The sequence below is a fragment of the Herbaspirillum sp. CF444 genome (assembly GCF_000282135.1).
Taxonomy (GTDB): Bacteria; Pseudomonadota; Gammaproteobacteria; order Burkholderiales; family Burkholderiaceae_D; genus Herbaspirillum.
On record NZ_AKJW01000030.1, the window covers coordinates 43,218 to 60,537 of the forward strand.

The following is a 17,320-nucleotide window of genomic DNA, read 5'->3' on the forward strand; positions in this document are numbered from 1 at the left end:
GTGGGAAGGTTTAAGCTGACGTTATCACCATCATCAACTCAGAAAAGGAGCTTCACCATGCCGACATTCGACGTTCAGGACATGACCTGCAACCATTGCGCAAGCGCCATCACGCGCGCCGTGAAAGAAGTGGACGCCAACGCCAGAGTTGACGTTCAGGTCGCCGAAAAGCGCGTCAACATCGACAGCGACATGGCGGCTGCGGAATTTGCGGAAGCGATAAAGGAAGCGGGTTATACGCCTGTAGCCGCCTGATCGGCTACTTGCTCAGCAGCCGCATCGCCCGTTCCAGTCCGTCAATGGTCAGCGGAAACATGCGCTGGCTCATCAACTGCTGGATGATGGAAATCGATTGCCGATACTGCCACAAGCCTTCCGGTTCAGGATTGAGCCAGGCGAAGTTGGCGAAGGTGCTGGTGAAGCGCTGCAGCCAGACGGCGCCGGCTTCAGGGTTGTTGTATTCCACCGAGCCGCCGGGCTGGACGATTTCGTAAGGACTCATGGTGGCGTCGCCGACGAAGATCAGCTTGGTGTCCGGCGAGTATTTGTGCAGCAGGTCCCAGGTCGGAAAGCGCTCGGCATGGCGGCGGCGATTGTTTTTCCACACGTAGTCGTAGACGCAGTTGTGGAAGTAAAAGAACTCCATGTTCTTGAATTCCGTCTTGGCGGCGGAGAATAATTCTTCGGTGCGCGCGATGTGGTCGTCCATCGAGCCGCCGACGTCGAACAGCATCATCACCTTGATGTTGTTGCGGCGTTCCGGTTGCATCTTGATGTCGAGGTAGCCGGCGTTGTTGGCCGTGGCGCGGATGGTGTCGTCGAGCGCCAGTTCTTCCTCGGCGCCGTCGCGCGCGAATTTGCGCAGGCGGCGCAGCGCCACCTTGATGTTGCGCGTGCCGAGCTCGCGCTCGCTGTCGTAATCCTTGTAGGTCCGTTCGTCCCACACCTTGACCGCGCTGCGATTCCGGCTCTCGCCGCCGATGCGGATGCCTTCCGGGTTGTAACCGCTGTTGCCGAACGGCGAACTGCCGCCGGTGCCGATCCACTTGTTGCCGCCTTCGTGACGCTCGTGCTGTTCCTTGAGCAATTCCTTGAGGCGGTCCATCAGCTTGTCGTAGCCGAACTTTTCCAGCGCCGCTTTTTGCTCCGGCGTGAGTTCGCGCTGCATGCGTTTCATCAGCCAGTCGAGCGGGATCTCCGGATTCTTTTCGAAGATGGTTTCCACGCCCTTGAAGTAGCTGCCGAAGGCCTTGTCGAACTTGTCGTAATTGGCTTCGTCCTTGACCAGCGTGATGCGCGAGAGATAGTAGAAGTCGTCGATAGCCGGCGAGATGACGTTCTTTTGCATGGCCTCGAGCAGGACCAGGAATTCCTTGATGGAGACCGGGATTCGTGCGTCTTTGAGCGTGAAAAAGAAGTCGATCAGCATAGGGGAAATAATTGACTCTGCATCAATGCCCGAGCTTGAATTGCAAATGGCGTTTGATCGCCGGCCATTCGGATTCGATGATGGAGAACACCACTGTGTCGCGCAACGAACCGTCGGGCGCGCGCTGATGATTGCGCAGGATGCCGTCCTGCTTCGCGCCGAGACGCAGGATGGCCGCGCGCGATTGCTGGTTCAGCCAGTGCGTGCGGAATTCCACGGCGATGCAATGCAGCGTTTCGAACGCATGTGTGAGCAGCATCAGCTTGCACTCGGTGTTGATGCCGGTGCGTTGGGCGCTGGCGGCGGTCCAGGTCGAACCGATCTCGAGGCGGCGGTGTATCGGGTCGGCGTTCATGTAGGTCGTCATGCCGCACAAGCCGCCGGTGTCGTGGCGCCGCGTGACGAAGGGCAGCATCGAACCTTGCTCTTGCAGCTTCAGGCGGCGTTCGATTTCGGCGCGCATGTTTTCCGGCTTGGGGATCGAGGTATACCAGAGCTTCCACAGCTTGCCGTCCGATACCGCTGCAATCAGCGCGTCGTGATGGTCGAGCGACAGCGGCTCCAGCGTGGCGTACTGGCCTTTGAGCGTGATCGGGTGCAAGAACTGCATGGCGGACTCCCAGGGTTGGCGACGACGGTTGATGGCGATTTATCTGCTGCTTCTCGATTGCTATCGATTATTGCGCGACATGAACACCAGGCGTTCGAACAGGTGCACGTCCTGTTCGTTCTTCAGCAAGGCGCCATGCAGCGGCGGAATCGCGGCCTTGCCGTCCTTGCTGTGCAAGGTCTCTGCCGGAATGTCTTCGGCCAGCAGCAGCTTGAGCCAGTCGATCAGTTCCGACGTCGACGGCTTTTTCTTCAGGCCGGGGATGTCGCGCACTTCGTAGAAAGTCTGCAGCGCCTGCGCCAGCAGGTCGCGCTTGAGATGGGGGAAGTGCACGTCGACGATCTGCTGCATCGTGTCCTTGTCGGGGAACTTGATGTAATGGAAGAAGCAGCGGCGCAGGAAGGCGTCGGGCAATTCCTTTTCGTTGTTGGAGGTGATGATCACCAGCGGACGATGGCGCGCGCACACCATCTCGCGCGTTTCGTACACATAGAACTCCATACGGTCGAGTTCGCGCAGCAAATCGTTGGGGAATTCAATGTCGGCCTTGTCGATTTCGTCGATCAGAAGGACCTGCGGTTCGTCGGCGGTGAAGGCCTGCCACAGCACGCCCTTGACGATGTAGTTGTGGATGTCCTTGACGCGCTCGTCGCCGAGTTGGGAATCGCGCAGGCGCGACACGGCGTCATATTCGTATAAACCTTGCTGCGCCTTGGTGGTCGATTTGATATGCCATTGCAGCAACGGACGGTTGAGCGCCTGCGCAACTTCTTCGGCCAGCATGGTCTTGCCGGTGCCGGGCTCGCCTTTGATCAGCAGCGGGCGTTGCAGGGTCAGCGCGGCATTGACGGCCAGTTTCAGGTCATCGGTGGCAACGTAACTGGCGGAACCTTCAAAACGAGTTTCTTGTCGCATGGTGGGATGTCATCGGGACGAAAATAAATCCGAGTATAAGGTAAAAAGATTCAGAGCTATTTTCCCCGCTATTTGATTGAATTCTCGCTTTTCATCCCCATATATTGTTGCTACGAGGTTCCGGCCTGCCAGAGGGCGAGCCGGAATCCTTTCCCCTCATAAATACACAGAGTGAGGCATGAAGTTTCTTTTCCTCAAGATGCGCGTGATCTGGCGGCGCTTTCGCCATGGTCTGCAGGCGCGTTACGAACACCACGTTGACTATGCGCCGCAACTGGAAGTGCTGATGCGGCGCGCCGACATCGATTCGGTCTGGCACGACCGCGCCAACTGGATGATCGACGTGGCCGAATGGCTGCGCCATCAACCGAAAGTGTCGCTGCTCGACGCGGAAGGGCGCCGTCGCGTCCGGCATCAGCGCGTGCACGCCATGCTTGACTGGCTGGACGAACATCGCGACGTGCGCCGGCAGGTGCAGAACTGCCTGCAAAAGACGCTGCGCGAGGCCAGCGGGCCGGAACTGTTTTCGGTGACGGGCCTGCCGCACGAGTCGGCGTTTTTCAGCGAGTTGACCGAGCGCGCTTTCAAGATGATATTGCCGCGCCATTTGTCGCCGAGCGAATTGCCGACCTTGTTTGCGGCCATGTTCCCCGATCCGGAGGACGCCGAATGGCTGCTTGAACTCGATCGGGAGCAGCAGGAACGCCTGTGGAAGCTGGCCGCCGACGATGGCATCTCTCACGCCTACTGGCAGCAGATCGAAGAGGCGCTGACCTATCTGACCACCGTGGTGGTGGCAGACGGCATCAGCCCGGCGTTCCGCCAGCGGCTGGAGCCGAAGATGCCGTTGCAGGCGACGCCGTTCATGGCCTTGCGGCGCGAGATGGAAGCTTATTTGCGCGCCAGTCCGAACGACGAAGGTGCCTTGCGTAGCGCGCGCATGCTGATCGCGGTGTGCCAGGCGCAGACCGACCGCATTTATGCGCATCTGGATGAATACGGCGTGTCGGTGAGCCTGGTGTACCGGATCGAACGCATGCGCGCGCAGCTCACGCGCATGGGGCGCCTGGTCGACGTGCGTTCGTCGACCTGGAAAGAGCCGGGGACGGGAGGCGGCACCGGGCGCGTGCAACTGCTGCTGGCCGATCTGATCGCCGCGCATCACAGCCGCTCCTCGGTGCGCAGCCTGGTGCGCCGCAGCTTTGCGCTGCTGGCGCGCAAGATGGTCGAGCGCAGCGCCGATCATGGCGAACATTACATTGCGCGCGACCGCTCGGGCTACCGCGCGATGCTCAAGGCGGCTTGCCTGGGCGGCGTGGTCACGGCCTTCACCGTGCTGATGAAGATCGCGTTGGCCAAACTGGGGCTGGCGCATTTCTTCGAAGGCGCGTTTGCCTCGATCAACTATGCGATCAGTTTCCTCGTCATTGCCGCCATCGGCGGCGTACTGGCGACCAAGCAGCCGGCGGTGACGGCGCCGGCGCTGGCTGCCAAGATGGGCGAACTCGATACGGTCGACGGCCTGCGCGCCTTGCTGGGCGAGACGGCGATGCTGCTGCGCTCGCAGGCGGCGGCGATCTTCGGCAATCTGACGGGGGTGATCCCGACCATGCTGCTGATCACGGCCGGTTTCATGCTGGCGGCCGGGACCACGCTGATGAGCCCGGACAAGGCCGCCGGCGCCATGCACGACCTGTCGCTGATCGGGCCGACGCCCTTGTATGCGGCGTTCACCGGCATCCTGCTGTGGCTGTCCAGCCTGGTGGCGGGATTTGCCGACAACTGGTTCGCCCTGCGCCGTCTGCGCGCGGCGCTGGCGCACCAGCGTCGTCTGGTGCACGCGTTGGGAGCGACCCGCGCGGCGCGCTGGGCGGCCTGGCTGGAACGTCACGTGGCGACGATTGCCGGCAACGTTTCTCTGGGCGTCTTGTTGGGCATGACGCCGGTGGTGGCGCAGTTTTTCGGCTTGCCGCTCGACGTGCGCCACGTCACGCTGGCTACCGGCACGCTGGTGGCGGCGTCAGCAAGCCTCGGCTGGAGCGTGCTGGCGACGCCGCCGTTCTGGCTGGCGGTCAGCGGCATCGTGCTGATCGGCGTGCTTAACGTCGGTGTGGCGTTTGCCAGTGCAATGGCTTTGGCCTTGCGCGCGCGCGATATTCCGGCGCGGATACGGCGCGTGGTTTTTCGTGCTGTGCTGCGACGATTTACCGCTTCTCCCCTGAGTTTTTTCTTCCCTGAAAAAGCCGCGAGCGCTGCTGCCAGGCCTGTTCCCAACGAATCGGAGACGGAAGAAGAACGTTGAGGCGCCGCAATAACGGCAGGCATGTTGTAATTTGGCGCGCCCCGACAGTTTGACTCGGGGCGCTGTTGGGGTAAAATCAACCGGTTTTTTGGCGTCGCAGGGGAAGGGCGAGAATGCTTAAGCCGACATGGTTGAGCCAATAATGTATAGCCAAACCTGTGGAACCAGCTTCGAACAGTGTCGTATTCGACTTAGTTTGTGCCTTAGTTTGATTTTATTTACCCCTGCCAATATGAAAAAACTCTTCGTACTGCTCGCTTTCGCGGGTGTTGCCAGCGCGGCTTCGGCCGTCGATCTTGCAGGTAACACCGGTAAGGTCAACGTGTCGATGTGCATCGGCTGCCACGGTATTCCAGGTTACAAGGCGACTTTCCCCGAGGTCTATCAGGTCCCCATGCTGGGCGGCCAATCCGAAAAATATATCGAGAACGCGCTGAAAGCCTATCAAAAGGGCGAGCGTAAGCATCCGTCCATGCAGGGTATCGCCGGCAGCTTGTCCGACAAGGACATCGCCGAGCTGGCCGCTTACTACTCACAGCAAAAATAAGGGAAGCACGAGATGAAAAAGATCATGACTTCGGCGGTTTTCGCCGCTTCTTTTGTTGTGTCCCTGAGCGCCATGGCCGCAGGCAATGCGGAATCGGGCAAGCTGCTGACCGAAAAATACAATTGCGCTTCCTGCCACGGCAAGGATTTCAATTCGCCAATCGACCCTTCCTATCCGAAGCTGGCCGGCCAGCATCAGGATTACCTGCAGCATGCGCTGATCGCCTATCGCCGCGGCAATGACGGCATGAACGGCCGCACCAACGCCATCATGGCCGGCCAGGCCAAGGCGCTGACCGACAAGGACATCCAGGACATCGCCGCCTACCTGCACGGCCTGCCGGGTTCGCTGGTGCTGGAAAAGTAAAAGGCAAAAGCCGGCGAAGTCGACGTCGCCGCCGGCCTGCTATAAAAAAGCCACGGCATGCCGTGGCTTTTTTCATGGGAGCGTCACTTGCGTGTCATCTGCCGGGAGCAGACTGGCAGACTGCAAGCTCAGCGACGCCGGATGCTTTCGATGTAGGCGGCGCTGTCGGGCGGCAGACCGCTGCGCTGGGAGTTCCAGATGACCTCGCCCAGACATTCCATGATTTCATGCTGCGCCTCGTGCTCCGATCCCTTGCGTTGGGCCAGGGCCTGGAAGGCCTTGCGGATTCCCGGCGGCTGGTCGATGGAAATCTGTTCACTGATCGAGAGGTGCATCGACAGATGCAGGAAAGGATTGGTCCGGCCTTGTTCGACCGGGTAATCGGCTTCCAGCGCGCGTTCGACATCGGCCAGCTCGTCGTCGTACTCGGGGTGCTGGACGATCCAGTCGCGGGCGATGGCTTCGAGCGGGGTCAGGATCTGGTTCTGGCGATGCTTGCGGAAGGCTTCGCAAAAGAAACGGCGCACATCGTGCTGGGACGGGTTGAACATTGCGGCGGCTGGGACGTAAAAGCGTCATTGTACGTCTTATCGCCGAAGTCTTCCCGCCGCGGACTGGCGACTTTCAAGGCTTGCTGCACGCCATCGCGCCGAAATATTTCCGATGAAGTTGTCGTGCGGTAAGATGCGTGCAGAGGGCGAGGATACATCGCCACATTTCGAAAAGGGACGCCGATCATGAAGCACAGGTTTTGCAAATGGCAATTGCTGTTGCGGCTCGCGCTGTCGTCTTGCGCGCTTTGCTTTGCCGTCAATCCCATTGCGCTTGCTTCGCTCCAGACAGACAAGGCGGAAAAAGCGGAAAAGGCGGAGAAAGCGGGGAAGGCCGGCAAGGAAGCGCAGACCGTGCTGATCGGTTACGCCGGACCGCTGAGCGGCATGTCTTCCGGCGTCGGCAAGAGCATGGCCAATGCCGCGCAACTGGCCGTGGACGAGGCCAACAAGCGCGGCTTGCAGATCCAGGGCAAGCCGGTGCAACTGCAATTGCTGCAGCAGGACGATCGTACCAATCCTCGTACTGCCGAATTCGTCGCCCGTTATCTCGCCAAGACCGGCGTGGTCGGCGTGATCGGCCACTGGAACAGCGCCGCCAGCCTGGCTGCCGCCCCCATCTACAACGCCGCCGGCGTGATCCAGATATCGCCGGCCACCATGAGCACGCTCTATACCCAACAGGGCAACCGCGCCACCTTTCGGACCATCGGCAACAACGGCAGCGCGGGTAGCTACACCGCCGACTATGCGGTAAAAATCCTGCAAACCAGGCGTGTTCTGGTGGTCGATGACGGCACGCCGTTCGGGCGCGGTTTCGTCGAACAATTCAGTCGTAGCGCCAAAGAGCACGGGGCGCAGATCGTGGGATCGCATACGGTCAGCGACAAGACTTCGGACTTCAATGCGGTGCTGGCGGAGGCGGTCAGATTGCGGCCCGATGCGGTGCTGTTCGGCGGCCTGGACATGCAGGCGTCGACATTGGCGCGCGCCATCAAGCGGCGCAATTTGCAGACGCGCTTCATCGGCGCCAGCGGCACCGTCGGCTTGCCGTTTCTGAGGGCTGCGGGCGCCGACGGCAATGGCAGCATCGTGCTGGAGCCGGGACTGCCGATGGACAAGATGCCGGGCTGGAAGAGTTTCGAGAAGAACTACATGCAGAAATTCGACAGCAATATCGACTTGTACGCGCCGTTTGCCTACGACGCCACGCAGGTATTGATTGCCGCCATGCGCCAGGCCAACTCGGTCGATCCGAAGAAGGTGGCGGAGGCCTTGCACGATATTCACTTCGCGGGCATGACAGGGATGATTTCCTTCAACCGCGAAGGCGATCTCAACCATCCTACCTTTACCATTTACGAAGTACAGGATCAGAGCTGGGTGGTGCGCAAGATCATCTCCGGCAGCGTGAATTAATCTGCCGCAGGGAGATGTGGATAACGCTCAGACGCCCTTTTGCGGCAGCGGCGTCTTCTGCTTGAATTCGCACAGGTCGGCGATGATGCAGTTCCAGCACTGCGGCTTGCGCGCGATGCAGGTATAGCGGCCATGCAGGATCAGCCAGTGATGCGCATCCTGCAAAAATTCCGGGGCGACGAACTTCATCAGTTTGCGCTCGACTTCATCGACGTCCTTGCCCGGTGCAATGCCGGTACGGTTGGAGACGCGGAAAATATGCGTGTCGACGGCAATGGTGGGATGGCCGAAGGCCGTATTCAATACCACGTTGGCGGTCTTGCGGCCGACGCCGGGCAAGGCTTCCAGTTCTTCGCGGGTTTGCGGTACCTGGCCGCCGTGCTGTTCCAGCAGGATGCGGCAGGTCTCGATCACATTCTTGGCCTTGGTGCGGAACAATCCTATCGTCTGGATATACGGGATCAGTTCATCCACGCCGAGTTTGTAGATTTTGGCGGGCGTGTTGGCGACCGGATACAGCTTGCGCGTGGCCTTGTTGACCGAGACGTCGGTGGCTTGCGCCGACAGCAGCACGGCGATCAGCAGCTCGAACGGCGTGGTGTATTCCAGCTCGGTGGTCGGGGTCGGGTTGGCTTGGCGCAGGCGGGTGAATATTTCGCGGCGTTTTTCGCTGTTCATGGCTGGACTTGACTATTTAGTGTGGCTTGGCTGATGGGTTGGTGTCGGTCGCGGCGGCTTGCTCTTTCTTCAGGCGCGCGCGTTCGATGGCGGCCTGGATGATGGCTTTCTTGCGGTCTTGCTCGGCTTTTTCTTGCGGCGACAGCGCGTGCGCCGATTCCACTTCCTTCAGTTTCGCGGCGGCTTTGGCCGCGAGGCGGGCGTCGTTTTCTTCCTTCTCGCGGCGCAGGCGCAAGCTGCGGAAATCGTGTTGCGCGCGCGCCGTGTCGGCCTGCTGCTGCGACCAGGCGTCCCAACCTGTCTTGCCGGGCGAGACCTCGACCATGGCGATGCAATCGACCGGGCAGGGTGCGACGCACAGGTCGCAGCCGGTGCAGGCGTCGGCCAGCACGGTATGCAACTGCTTGGCGGCGCCGACGATGGCGTCGACCGGGCAAGCCTGGATGCACAGCGTGCAGCCGATGCAGACGGCCTCATCGATGACGGCGCGCGTACGGCTGCGTTCGACGCCGTTGGCCGGATTGAGCGGCAACAACGGGCGTTCCAGCAATTGGGCGAGGCGGGCGATGCCTTCGGCGCCGCCGGGCGGGCATTGATTGTAGGAGGCGCTGCCTTCGGCGATGGCTTCTGCGTACGGACGGCAGGCAGGATAGCCGCACTTGCTGCATTGGGTTTGCGGCAGCAGGTTTTCGATCTGGTCGGCGAGCGACGGGACAGCGGAAGAAGACACGGTGAATGAGCGGAGGTAATGAAAAGCGTCACGGACGACGCGAAGGATCTGGAGCCGTATTATCCGGGAAACCGGCCTGACGTGGGGAATCCTCCGGTCAATAAAAAAGCCTTTGCCGGTTAGTCGGCAAAGGCTTTCGTGTGCGTCGTCCGGTGTCAGGAATTGGCTTTGATGAATTCGCCGATCTTCGGACAGATGACTTCGCGCCAGCGGCGCCCCGAGAAAATCCCGTAATGACCGCATTTCGGCGCAGTGAAATGCTGCTTGCGCGATTTCGGAATCGACGAACACAGCTCTTGCGCCGCCTGGGTCTGGCCGGAGCCGGAGATGTCGTCCAGTTCGCCTTCGATGGTGAACAGGGCGACCGACTTGATGTCTTGCGGACGCACCGTCTTGCCTTCGATTTCCCAGGTGCCCTTGGGCAGGTCGAAGTCCTGGAACACGATCTTGATGGTTTCCAGATAGAACTCGGCGGGCATGTCGAGCACGGCGTTGTACTCGTCGTAGAATTTGCGGTGGCTTTCGGCCGACTCGTCGTCGCCGTCGCGCAGGTGCATGTAGAAATCCCAGTGGCTTTCGGCATGGCGGCGCGGGTTCATGGCGACGAAGCCGGCGTGCTGCAGGAAGCCGGGATAGACCTTGCGGCCGAAGCCGGGGTAATTCGGCGGCACGCTGTAGATGACGGTGTTCTCGAACCAGCTGAACGGCTTTTCGGTCGCCAGGTCATTGACGGCGGTCGGCGATTTGCGCGCATCGATGGGGCCGCCCATCATGGTCATGCTCTTGGGCAGCTTGGGATCGTTGGCGCTGGCCATCAGTGCAATGGCCGCCAGCACCGGCACGGTCGGCTGGCATACCGAGATCACGTGGACGTCCGGGCCCAGCGCGCGGATGAAGTCCTGGATGTAGTAGACATAGTCGTGCAGGTGGAAGGAACCCTTGTCCAGCGGCACCATGCGCGCGTCGGTCCAGTCGGTAACATAGACGTCATGGTTCGGCAGCAGGCCGCGCACGGTGTCGCGCAGCAGCGTCGAATGGTGGCCGGACAACGGCGCGACCAGCAGGACGGTCGGTTGTTTGAGCGCGGCCAGTTGCTTGGCGTCCAGATCCTTGCGAAAGTGGATCAGACGGCAGAATGGTTTTGTTTCGGCAACTTTTTCGATGATGTCGACGGTCTTGCCGTTGATTTCGGTCGAATCGATCTGGAATTGGGGTTTTTCGTAGTCTTTGCCGAGGCGGTAGAGCAGTTCGTAACCGGCGGCGATGCGTTGTGCAAATGGCGTATGTGCGAGCGGGGAAACAGGATCGGAGAACAGTTTTGCCGAGGTTTCCGCCCACTGCATCAGGGGATTGAGAAAGGTGCGGTTTAATTCATGAAGTTGATAAAGCATGGCTGACCTTTACACATAATACGCATGAAGCTGGCTGATATTGATCCAGATATGTCCATAACGGCATTGTGCGCCGTTCAGACGACAAAACTTGCTATGTTGCAACGCAATATTTTACCACGGATCACCCTTCGCCGTCCTTCCCGGAAGCATGATAAAAACGCGAAATGTCGACAAAGAATTTTCAGCTTGTCGATCATATAAAGCCTTTTTATTCAACGATTTATACAAGCATTATCGGCATCAGTATGTTTTTCCTGAGTCCATATGGGGGATATTCAGGCAAGAAAAAAGCCCCTTTCCGGAAGGAAAGAGGCTTTTTGCCGGACCGGCCTGATCGCCGATGGTGCAAGGATCAGTCGAAAACCGGGGTTTCGACGCCGAGGATTTTGTGCAGTTTCGGCGACGTTGTGGTGTATTGCATGTGGATCTTCTTCTCCGGGAAGATGTACGGCGCCGCGCCGAAGGCCGCCAGCGCGGCCTCGTGGAAGCCCGACAGGATCAGCTTCTTCTTGCCTGGATAGGTGTTGATGTCGCCGACCGCGAAGATGCCCGGAACGTTGGTTTCGAACTTTTCGGTGTCGACCACTTTCAGTTGCTTGCGCTCGATGTCGAGGCCCCATTCGGCGATCGGGCCCAGTTTTGGCGACAAACCGAAGAACACCAGCAGCATGTCCAGCGGCAGGCGGCGGGTGACGCCGTCGGCGCCGGTGACCTTGATTTCGGACAGCTTGCCGTCCTTGGCTTCAAAGCCGGTGGCCTGGCCGACCAGGAATTGCATTTCGTACTGTTCGCACAGTTCCTTCATCTTGGCCACCGATGCCGGCGCCGCGCGGAATTCTTCGCGACGGTGCAGCAGCACGACGGATTCGGCCTTGCCGACGAAGTTCAGCGCCCAGTCCAGCGCGGAGTCGCCGCCGCCGCAGATGACGATGTTCTTGCCTTCGAACAGGGCCGGATCCTTGACGCGATAGAACAGTTGCGAGCCGTCGAAGGCTTCGATGCCGTCGACTTTCAAAGTGCGTGGCTGGAACGAGCCCACGCCGGCTGCGATGAAGATGGTCTTGGTGATGAACTTGGTGCCGGCGGATGTTTCGAGGTCGAAACGGCCGTCTTCGCGCTTTTGCACGACGGTGACTTCCTGGCCCAGGTGGAAAGTCGGGTCGAACGGCTCGATCTGCTTGAGCAGGTTGTCGGTCAGTTCCTGGCCGGTGCAGACCGGCACGGCGGGAATGTCGTAGATCGGCTTGTCCGGGTAGAGTTCGACGCATTGGCCGCCGACGTTGGCGAGCGAGTCGATGACGTGGGCCTTGATTTCCAGCAGGCCGAGTTCGAATACCTGGAACAGGCCGACAGGGCCCGCGCCGACGATGACGGCATCGGTTTCGATCGGCGTTGTTTTGCCGGCGTCAGCGGCCGCAATCTTGAAGTTATCCATAAAAAATCCAATTCCCGTTTCAGTTGAGAGGTGTTTCCAGACTCAATTGGCTACCGGCCAAGGCAGGTTTGCGCGGCATTTTCCGCCGGTGCATTCCCGATCTTGGCTATATGGCTAAGAGGTGAAGGCTGTGTCCGTTGCAGCCGACGGCCGGATGAATCTCGGTTCCGGCCTCCGGCTGGTGCATCGCTTAGCGCTGCAGGAACTCCAGTTTGTTCTTGGCGTCTTTCCATTCCTCGGCTTCTGCCAGGGGAGCCTTGGTCTTGGTGATGGAAGGCCAGTTGCGCGCCAGTTGCTCATTGAGCTTGATGAATTCTTGCTGATCGGCCGGGACGTCTTCTTCCGCATAGATCGCATTGACTGGGCATTCCGCAACGCAGACGGCGCAATCGATGCACTCGTCCGGATCAATGGCGAGAAAATTCGGGCCTTCGCGGAAGCAATCAACCGGGCATACATCAACGCAGTCCGTATAACGGCAGCGGATGCAGGAGTCGGTCACAACGTGGGTCATAACAGTCCTATCTGTAAAATTTCTTTAAAACCGATGTCAAACTCAGCCGGATTTAGTGGCAATATGGCGCGCAATATGTAGCGATTATGTAACGGTCAATTTGCGCATGCATTGTTGCCGCAGCTTTTGTGCGGATCGGGAGCGCCTTTTTGAGGCGGCCTCGGCGCTAATTCGCTGCTTGCGCAACAATTCCTGGGTAACCGGCTGGAAAGCCTTGTATTTTAAGGCAATTCAACTTTTCTCACAAATGAGGCTTATACAGATTGCGTATAAGTAAATATGAAATATTCATTCGTCAAAGGACAGGTTTAACGTGTACGCCGGACAAACAAAAAGAAAAGTACGACTCGGCCGCCTGACCAGCCTTGCCGCTTTATGCCTGTTGACGCTCACTACCATTGCGCAGGCGCAGAACATCCGCATCGGCGAGGTCAACAGCTACAGCGGCGTGCCGAAATCGAGCGAGTCATACCATAACGGTGCCGAACTGGCCGTGGCCGAAGTCAATGCCGCAGGCGGCGTGCTGGGCCGCAACATCGAATTGGTCTCGCGCAAAGACAGCGGCAATCCCGATGAAGCCGTCACACATGCCGAACAACTGCTTAAAACCGACCGGGTCGACGTCCTGAGCGGGTCCATGCTGTCGAACGTGGCGCTGGCCGTAGCGCGAGTCGCCGCTTCGGAAAAGAAACTGTTCCTGGTCGGGGACGCCTTGTCGGACGCGATCACGCTGGACAAGGGCAACCGCTATACCTTCCGCCTGCGCCCGTCGACTTACATGCAGGCCGCAATGCTCGCCGAAGCCGCCGCCAAGCTGCCGGGCCGTCGCTGGGCCATCATTGCGCCCAACTATGAATACGGCCAGAGCGCCGTCTCCAATTTCAAGCTGTTGCTGAAAGCACGTCGCCCCGACATCGAGTTCGTCGCCGAGCAATGGCCGGCCATGGGCAAGCTGAAGGCCGCCGATGCGGTGAGGGTGTTGCGCCAGGCGCGTCCGGATGCGATTTTCAACGTGACTTTCGGCGCCGACCTGCAAAGATTCGTGGAAGAGGGCAGCCGTCAGGGCTTGTTCGCGGACAGCACGGTGTTTTCGATGTCGGCCGGCGAAGCGCTGGGCGATATGGCGGGGCAGTATGAAGCGGTACGGAACTGGGTGGTGCTGGGCTATCCCACCGACCAGATCACGACGTCCGAACATCAACGGTTTCGCGAGGCCTACCTGAAGCGCTACGGCGAGAAGCCGCATCAGGCGGCGATCTTCGGCTACAGCACCGTCATGGCGATTGTCTGCGGGATGAAGAAGGCCGGCTCGGTCGACTCGGACAAGCTCGTGACCGCCATGCGCGGACTGAACATGGAGTCGCCGGTGGGACCCATCGTATTCCGCGTCCAGGATCAGCAATCCAGCATGGGGGCTTTTATCGGCACGCTTGGTTACAAGGATGGGCGCAGTCCCTCCAGCGACTGGCGTTATCTGGACGGCACGCGCTACATGCCTGACGAGACCTACATCAAGGGCCGTCGGCCGGCTTCGGCAATGCGGTGATCGTGTTTGTCGATAAACCATGCGCACAGGCGGGGCACCTTCGGCCTCATCCAAGGTAAGATAGTGCCCCTTGTCTCCTCTCTCGCACACATGGTGGTGCGTCGCCAGGTCCCATGATTATTTCTTCCCTGCTCGATACCGATCTGTACAAATTCACCATGATGCAGGTCGTGCTGCATCATTTCCCCGGTGCCCAGGTCGAGTACCGCTTCAAATGCCGCAACGACGATGTCGACCTGACTCCCTACATCGACGAGATCAAGGCTGAAATCGCCGCGCTGTGCCGCCTGCGTTTCCAGGAGTCGGAGCTGGCCTACCTGCGCAGTTTCCGCTTCATCAAGAGCGACTTCGTCGACTTTCTCGATCTCTTCCACCTCAACGAAAAATACATCAGCGTCACGCCGTCGCCCCTCAACAATGGCGAGATCGACATCCAGGTCAAAGGCCCGTGGCTGCACACCATCCTGTTCGAAGTGCCGGTGCTGGCCATCGTCAACGAAGTGTATTTCCGCGCCACGCAACGAGCGCCCGACTATGAAACCGGCCGCGCGCGCCTGCGCGACAAGATCGCGCTGCTGACCGACAACCCCCTGCTCGAAGGCTGCAAGATCGCCGACTACGGCACCCGTCGCCGCTTTTCGCGCAGCTGGCATGCGGAAGTGATCCTGGCGATGAAGGACAGCATGGGCAGTCATTTTGCCGGCACCTCCAACGTGCAGTTCGCCCTGCAGCACGACCTGACGCCGCTGGGAACCATGGCGCACGAGTATCTGCAAGCCTGCCAGGCGCTCGGTCCGCGTCTGCGCGATTCTCAGATCTACGGCTTTGAAATGTGGGCGCGGGAATATCGCGGCGACCTCGGCATCGCCTTGTCGGACGTGTATGGCATGGATGCGTTCTTGCGCGATTTCGATATGTATTTCTGCAAGCTGTTCGACGGCGCGCGCCATGATTCCGGCGACCCGTTCGAATGGGGCGAGCGCTTGCTGGAGCACTACAACAACAACCGCGTCGACGCCAAGAGCAAGGTGCTGGTGTTCTCGGACGGCCTCGATTTCGACAAGGTGGTGTCGCTGTATCTGCGCTTCAAGGATCGCGCCAAGGTGGCCTTCGGCGTCGGCACCAACCTGACCAACGACCTCGGTTACACGCCGCTGCAGGTGGTCATGAAAATGGTGCGCTGTAACGGCCAGCCGGTCGCCAAATTGTCCGATACGCCGGCCAAGAACATGTGCGATGACGAAGCTTACGTGAAGTATTTGCGGCAGGTGTTCGAGATCAAGTAATGGCGTGCCGCAGGCGCGGTTTTACAAGAAAATTGCGCGAGTTGAAATATTTTAAAGCAAGCCGATTCCGGCCAGCCGGGCCGGTCTTGCTGGTATAGTGTGCCCTCGACCGATCCGGATTTTCTTGAACGGTTTTTCCCGATTCCACAGGGCCAAAATTGCATAAAAAACTCCTCACAACCTCGGCCTCTCTGGCCCTTGCCTTACTGCTTCCGAATCTGGCTTTCGCGGCTGATCTTGACGGCAGTACCTTGTCTGCGTTGTGGGGCATTCCCTTCATTGGCTTGCTGTTGTCGATTGCTCTCGGACCGTTGCTGTTCGAGCATTTTTGGCATCATCACTATGGCAAGATCGCGATTGCATGGGGGCTGGCTTTCCTGTTGCCTTTTGCCGTCGTGTTCGGCGGATATGCCGCGGCGGCAGGGACGGTGCATGCCTTGCTGGCGGAATACATTCCCTTCATCGCCTTGCTGACTGCCTTGTTCGTGGTGGCCGGCGGCATCTGCGTGCGCGGTAATCTGCACGGCACGCCGGCGCTCAATACCGGCTTGCTTGCGTTGGGTACCGTGCTGGCCAGTTTCATGGGGACGACCGGGGCGTCGATGCTGCTGATTCGTCCGCTGATCCGCGCCAACGACAACCGCAAGCATGCCGTGCACATCGTCGTGTTCTTCATCTTCCTCGTGGCCAATGCAGGCGGTTCGCTGACGCCGTTGGGCGATCCGCCGCTGTTCCTCGGCTTCCTGAAAGGCGTGGATTTCTTCTGGACCATGCAGCACATCTTCCCGGAGACGCTGTTCGTCTGCGTCTCCTTGCTGGCGATCTTTTATCTGCTCGACAGGCACTACTATCGGAACAAGGAAGAAGAGTTGCCGCCGGCGCTCGATCCGACCCCGGATTCGCGCATCCGCTTCGAAGGCAAGATCAATTTCGTCTTGCTGTTGGCGGTCATCGGCCTGGTCCTCATGAGCGGCTTTTGGAAGCCGGACGTGGAGTTCTCCGTCATGGGAACGCCGGTCGAACTGCAAAACCTCTTGCGCGACGTAGCGCTGGTGGCGGTGATATTGATTTCGTTGTGGATCACGCCGAAGTCGGCGCGGGCAGGCAATGATTTTGCCTGGGGACCGATTGCCGAAGTGGCGAAATTGTTTGCCGGGATTTTCATCACCATCATTCCCGTCATCGCCATGCTCAAGGCCGGCGAGGCGGGAGCTTTTGGTGCGGTGGTGCGCGCGGTGACGGGTGCCGACGGTCAGCCGGTCGATGCGATGTATTTCTGGATCACCGGCGTGTTGTCGTCCTTCCTCGACAATGCGCCGACTTATCTGGTCTTCTTCAATACCGCATCGGGCGACGCCAAGACGCTGATGACGACGCTGTCGTCGACCCTGGCGGCGATCTCGGCGGGCGCCGTGTTCATGGGTGCCAACAGCTACATCGGCAATGCGCCCAACATGATGGTCAAGGCGATTGCGGAGGATCGCGGCATCAAGATGCCTTCGTTCTTCGGCTATATGCTCTGGTCGCTGGTGATCCTGATGCCGCTGTTCATAGTGATGACCTTCATCTTCTTTGTTTAACGATAAAAAGAGACAAGC

General features: G+C 59.5%; 17 protein-coding genes. 8 read left to right on the forward strand and 9 right to left on the reverse strand.

The window, feature by feature from the left end:
- Positions 1–57: 57 nt before the first annotated feature.
- Positions 58–255 (forward strand): heavy-metal-associated domain-containing protein, encoded by a 198-nt coding sequence (locus tag PMI16_RS07805; protein ID WP_007878202.1) that lies wholly within the window; start codon positions 58–60, stop codon positions 253–255.
- Positions 256–259: 4 nt separating this feature from the next.
- Here PMI16_RS07805 and PMI16_RS07810 read toward each other — a convergent pair whose 3' ends face one another.
- The 3 genes from PMI16_RS07810 to PMI16_RS07820 are packed head-to-tail and all read right to left on the reverse strand — an operon-like array spanning position 260 to position 2,954.
- Positions 260–1,429 (reverse strand): vWA domain-containing protein, encoded by a 1,170-nt coding sequence (locus PMI16_RS07810; protein ID WP_007878204.1) that lies wholly within the window; start codon positions 1,427–1,429, stop codon positions 260–262.
- Positions 1,430–1,451: 22 nt separating this feature from the next.
- Positions 1,452–2,039: a GNAT family N-acetyltransferase gene (locus tag PMI16_RS07815; protein ID WP_007878208.1), complete on the reverse strand. Its 588-nt coding sequence runs from the start codon at positions 2,037–2,039 to the stop codon at positions 1,452–1,454.
- A gap of 60 nt (positions 2,040–2,099) precedes the next feature.
- On the reverse strand, positions 2,100–2,954 hold the full coding sequence (locus PMI16_RS07820) for an AAA family ATPase (protein ID WP_007878209.1): 855 nt from the start codon (positions 2,952–2,954) through the stop codon (positions 2,100–2,102).
- A gap of 178 nt (positions 2,955–3,132) precedes the next feature.
- Between PMI16_RS07820 and PMI16_RS07825 the strand changes: the two genes are divergently transcribed.
- The 3 genes from PMI16_RS07825 (at position 3,133) to PMI16_RS07835 (ending at position 6,169) form a co-directional block, all read left to right on the forward strand.
- Complete coding sequence (locus PMI16_RS07825) at positions 3,133–5,256, forward strand: site-specific recombinase (RefSeq protein WP_007878210.1); 2,124 nt, start codon at positions 3,133–3,135, stop codon at positions 5,254–5,256.
- A 232-nt stretch (positions 5,257–5,488) separates the two neighbouring features.
- A complete protein-coding gene (locus PMI16_RS07830) occupies positions 5,489–5,803 on the forward strand; it encodes a c-type cytochrome (protein WP_007878211.1) in 315 nt (104 codons plus the stop codon).
- Positions 5,804–5,815: 12 nt separating this feature from the next.
- Positions 5,816–6,169: a c-type cytochrome gene (locus PMI16_RS07835; protein ID WP_007878213.1), complete on the forward strand. Its 354-nt coding sequence runs from the start codon at positions 5,816–5,818 to the stop codon at positions 6,167–6,169.
- Positions 6,170–6,297: 128 nt separating this feature from the next.
- On the opposite strand, the gene PMI16_RS07840 is transcribed toward PMI16_RS07835, so the two are convergent.
- Positions 6,298–6,720 carry a DUF1841 family protein gene (locus tag PMI16_RS07840; protein WP_007878219.1) on the reverse strand — a complete coding sequence of 141 codons (423 nt, stop codon included), beginning with the start codon at positions 6,718–6,720 and terminating at the stop codon, positions 6,298–6,300.
- A 186-nt stretch (positions 6,721–6,906) separates the two neighbouring features.
- Between PMI16_RS07840 and PMI16_RS07845 the strand changes: the two genes are divergently transcribed.
- Entirely contained in the window at positions 6,907–8,139 is a 1,233-nt protein-coding gene (locus PMI16_RS07845; RefSeq protein WP_007878227.1) for a branched-chain amino acid ABC transporter substrate-binding protein, read from the forward strand.
- A gap of 27 nt (positions 8,140–8,166) precedes the next feature.
- Here the strand turns inward: PMI16_RS07845 and nth are convergent, their stop codons facing one another.
- The 5 genes from nth to fdxA form a co-directional block, all read right to left on the reverse strand.
- Entirely contained in the window at positions 8,167–8,817 is a 651-nt protein-coding gene (gene nth, locus PMI16_RS07850) for an endonuclease III (RefSeq protein WP_007878235.1), read from the reverse strand.
- A gap of 16 nt (positions 8,818–8,833) precedes the next feature.
- Positions 8,834–9,790 (reverse strand): electron transport complex subunit RsxB, encoded by a 957-nt coding sequence (gene rsxB, locus PMI16_RS07855; protein ID WP_272942473.1) that lies wholly within the window; start codon positions 9,788–9,790, stop codon positions 8,834–8,836.
- A complete protein-coding gene (locus tag PMI16_RS07860) occupies positions 9,703–10,938 on the reverse strand; it encodes a polyhydroxyalkanoate depolymerase (RefSeq protein ID WP_007878240.1) in 1,236 nt (411 codons plus the stop codon). Before PMI16_RS07860 ends, rsxB begins: the two co-directional genes overlap by 88 nt.
- A 355-nt stretch (positions 10,939–11,293) precedes the next feature.
- A complete protein-coding gene (locus tag PMI16_RS07865; RefSeq protein ID WP_007878245.1) occupies positions 11,294–12,376 on the reverse strand; it encodes an NAD(P)/FAD-dependent oxidoreductase in 1,083 nt (360 codons plus the stop codon).
- A gap of 190 nt (positions 12,377–12,566) precedes the next feature.
- Entirely contained in the window at positions 12,567–12,890 is a 324-nt protein-coding gene (fdxA, locus tag PMI16_RS07870) for a ferredoxin FdxA (RefSeq protein WP_007878247.1), read from the reverse strand.
- 313 nt (positions 12,891–13,203) lie between these two features.
- Between fdxA and PMI16_RS07875 the strand changes: the two genes are divergently transcribed.
- From PMI16_RS07875 to PMI16_RS07885, 3 genes are all read left to right on the forward strand, one after another.
- Positions 13,204–14,436, forward strand: a complete 1,233-nt coding sequence (locus tag PMI16_RS07875; protein ID WP_007878249.1) for an ABC transporter substrate-binding protein — start codon at positions 13,204–13,206, stop codon at positions 14,434–14,436.
- Between the two features lie 113 nt (positions 14,437–14,549).
- Positions 14,550–15,722 (forward strand): nicotinate phosphoribosyltransferase, encoded by a 1,173-nt coding sequence (pncB, locus tag PMI16_RS07880; RefSeq protein WP_007878251.1) that lies wholly within the window; start codon positions 14,550–14,552, stop codon positions 15,720–15,722.
- Positions 15,723–15,880: 158 nt separating this feature from the next.
- Positions 15,881–17,302 (forward strand): sodium:proton antiporter, encoded by a 1,422-nt coding sequence (locus PMI16_RS07885; RefSeq protein WP_007878253.1) that lies wholly within the window; start codon positions 15,881–15,883, stop codon positions 17,300–17,302.
- Positions 17,303–17,320 lie beyond the last annotated feature (18 nt).

What these genes read in the sequence shown, in the direction of transcription:
- PMI16_RS07805 (WP_007878202.1), top strand. Translation starts at nt 58, where the DNA reads ATGCCGACATTCGACGTTCAGGACATGACCTGCAACCATTGCGCAAGC.
- PMI16_RS07810 (WP_007878204.1), bottom strand. Translation starts at nt 1,429, where the DNA reads ATGCTGATCGACTTCTTTTTCACGCTCAAAGACGCACGAATCCCGGTC.
- PMI16_RS07815 (WP_007878208.1), bottom strand. Translation starts at nt 2,039, where the DNA reads ATGCAGTTCTTGCACCCGATCACGCTCAAAGGCCAGTACGCCACGCTG.
- PMI16_RS07820 (WP_007878209.1), bottom strand. Translation starts at nt 2,954, where the DNA reads ATGCGACAAGAAACTCGTTTTGAAGGTTCCGCCAGTTACGTTGCCACC.
- PMI16_RS07825 (WP_007878210.1), top strand. Translation starts at nt 3,133, where the DNA reads ATGAAGTTTCTTTTCCTCAAGATGCGCGTGATCTGGCGGCGCTTTCGC.
- PMI16_RS07830 (WP_007878211.1), top strand. Translation starts at nt 5,489, where the DNA reads ATGAAAAAACTCTTCGTACTGCTCGCTTTCGCGGGTGTTGCCAGCGCG.
- PMI16_RS07835 (WP_007878213.1), top strand. Translation starts at nt 5,816, where the DNA reads ATGAAAAAGATCATGACTTCGGCGGTTTTCGCCGCTTCTTTTGTTGTG.
- PMI16_RS07840 (WP_007878219.1), bottom strand. Translation starts at nt 6,720, where the DNA reads ATGTTCAACCCGTCCCAGCACGATGTGCGCCGTTTCTTTTGCGAAGCC.
- PMI16_RS07845 (WP_007878227.1), top strand. Translation starts at nt 6,907, where the DNA reads ATGAAGCACAGGTTTTGCAAATGGCAATTGCTGTTGCGGCTCGCGCTG.
- nth (WP_007878235.1), bottom strand. Translation starts at nt 8,817, where the DNA reads ATGAACAGCGAAAAACGCCGCGAAATATTCACCCGCCTGCGCCAAGCC.
- rsxB (WP_272942473.1), bottom strand. Translation starts at nt 9,790, where the DNA reads ATGCGGTCATTACGGGATTTTCTCGGGGCGCCGCTGGCGCGAAGTCAT.
- PMI16_RS07860 (WP_007878240.1), bottom strand. Translation starts at nt 10,938, where the DNA reads ATGCTTTATCAACTTCATGAATTAAACCGCACCTTTCTCAATCCCCTG.
- PMI16_RS07865 (WP_007878245.1), bottom strand. Translation starts at nt 12,376, where the DNA reads ATGGATAACTTCAAGATTGCGGCCGCTGACGCCGGCAAAACAACGCCG.
- fdxA (WP_007878247.1), bottom strand. Translation starts at nt 12,890, where the DNA reads ATGACCCACGTTGTGACCGACTCCTGCATCCGCTGCCGTTATACGGAC.
- pncB (WP_007878251.1), top strand. Translation starts at nt 14,550, where the DNA reads ATGATTATTTCTTCCCTGCTCGATACCGATCTGTACAAATTCACCATG.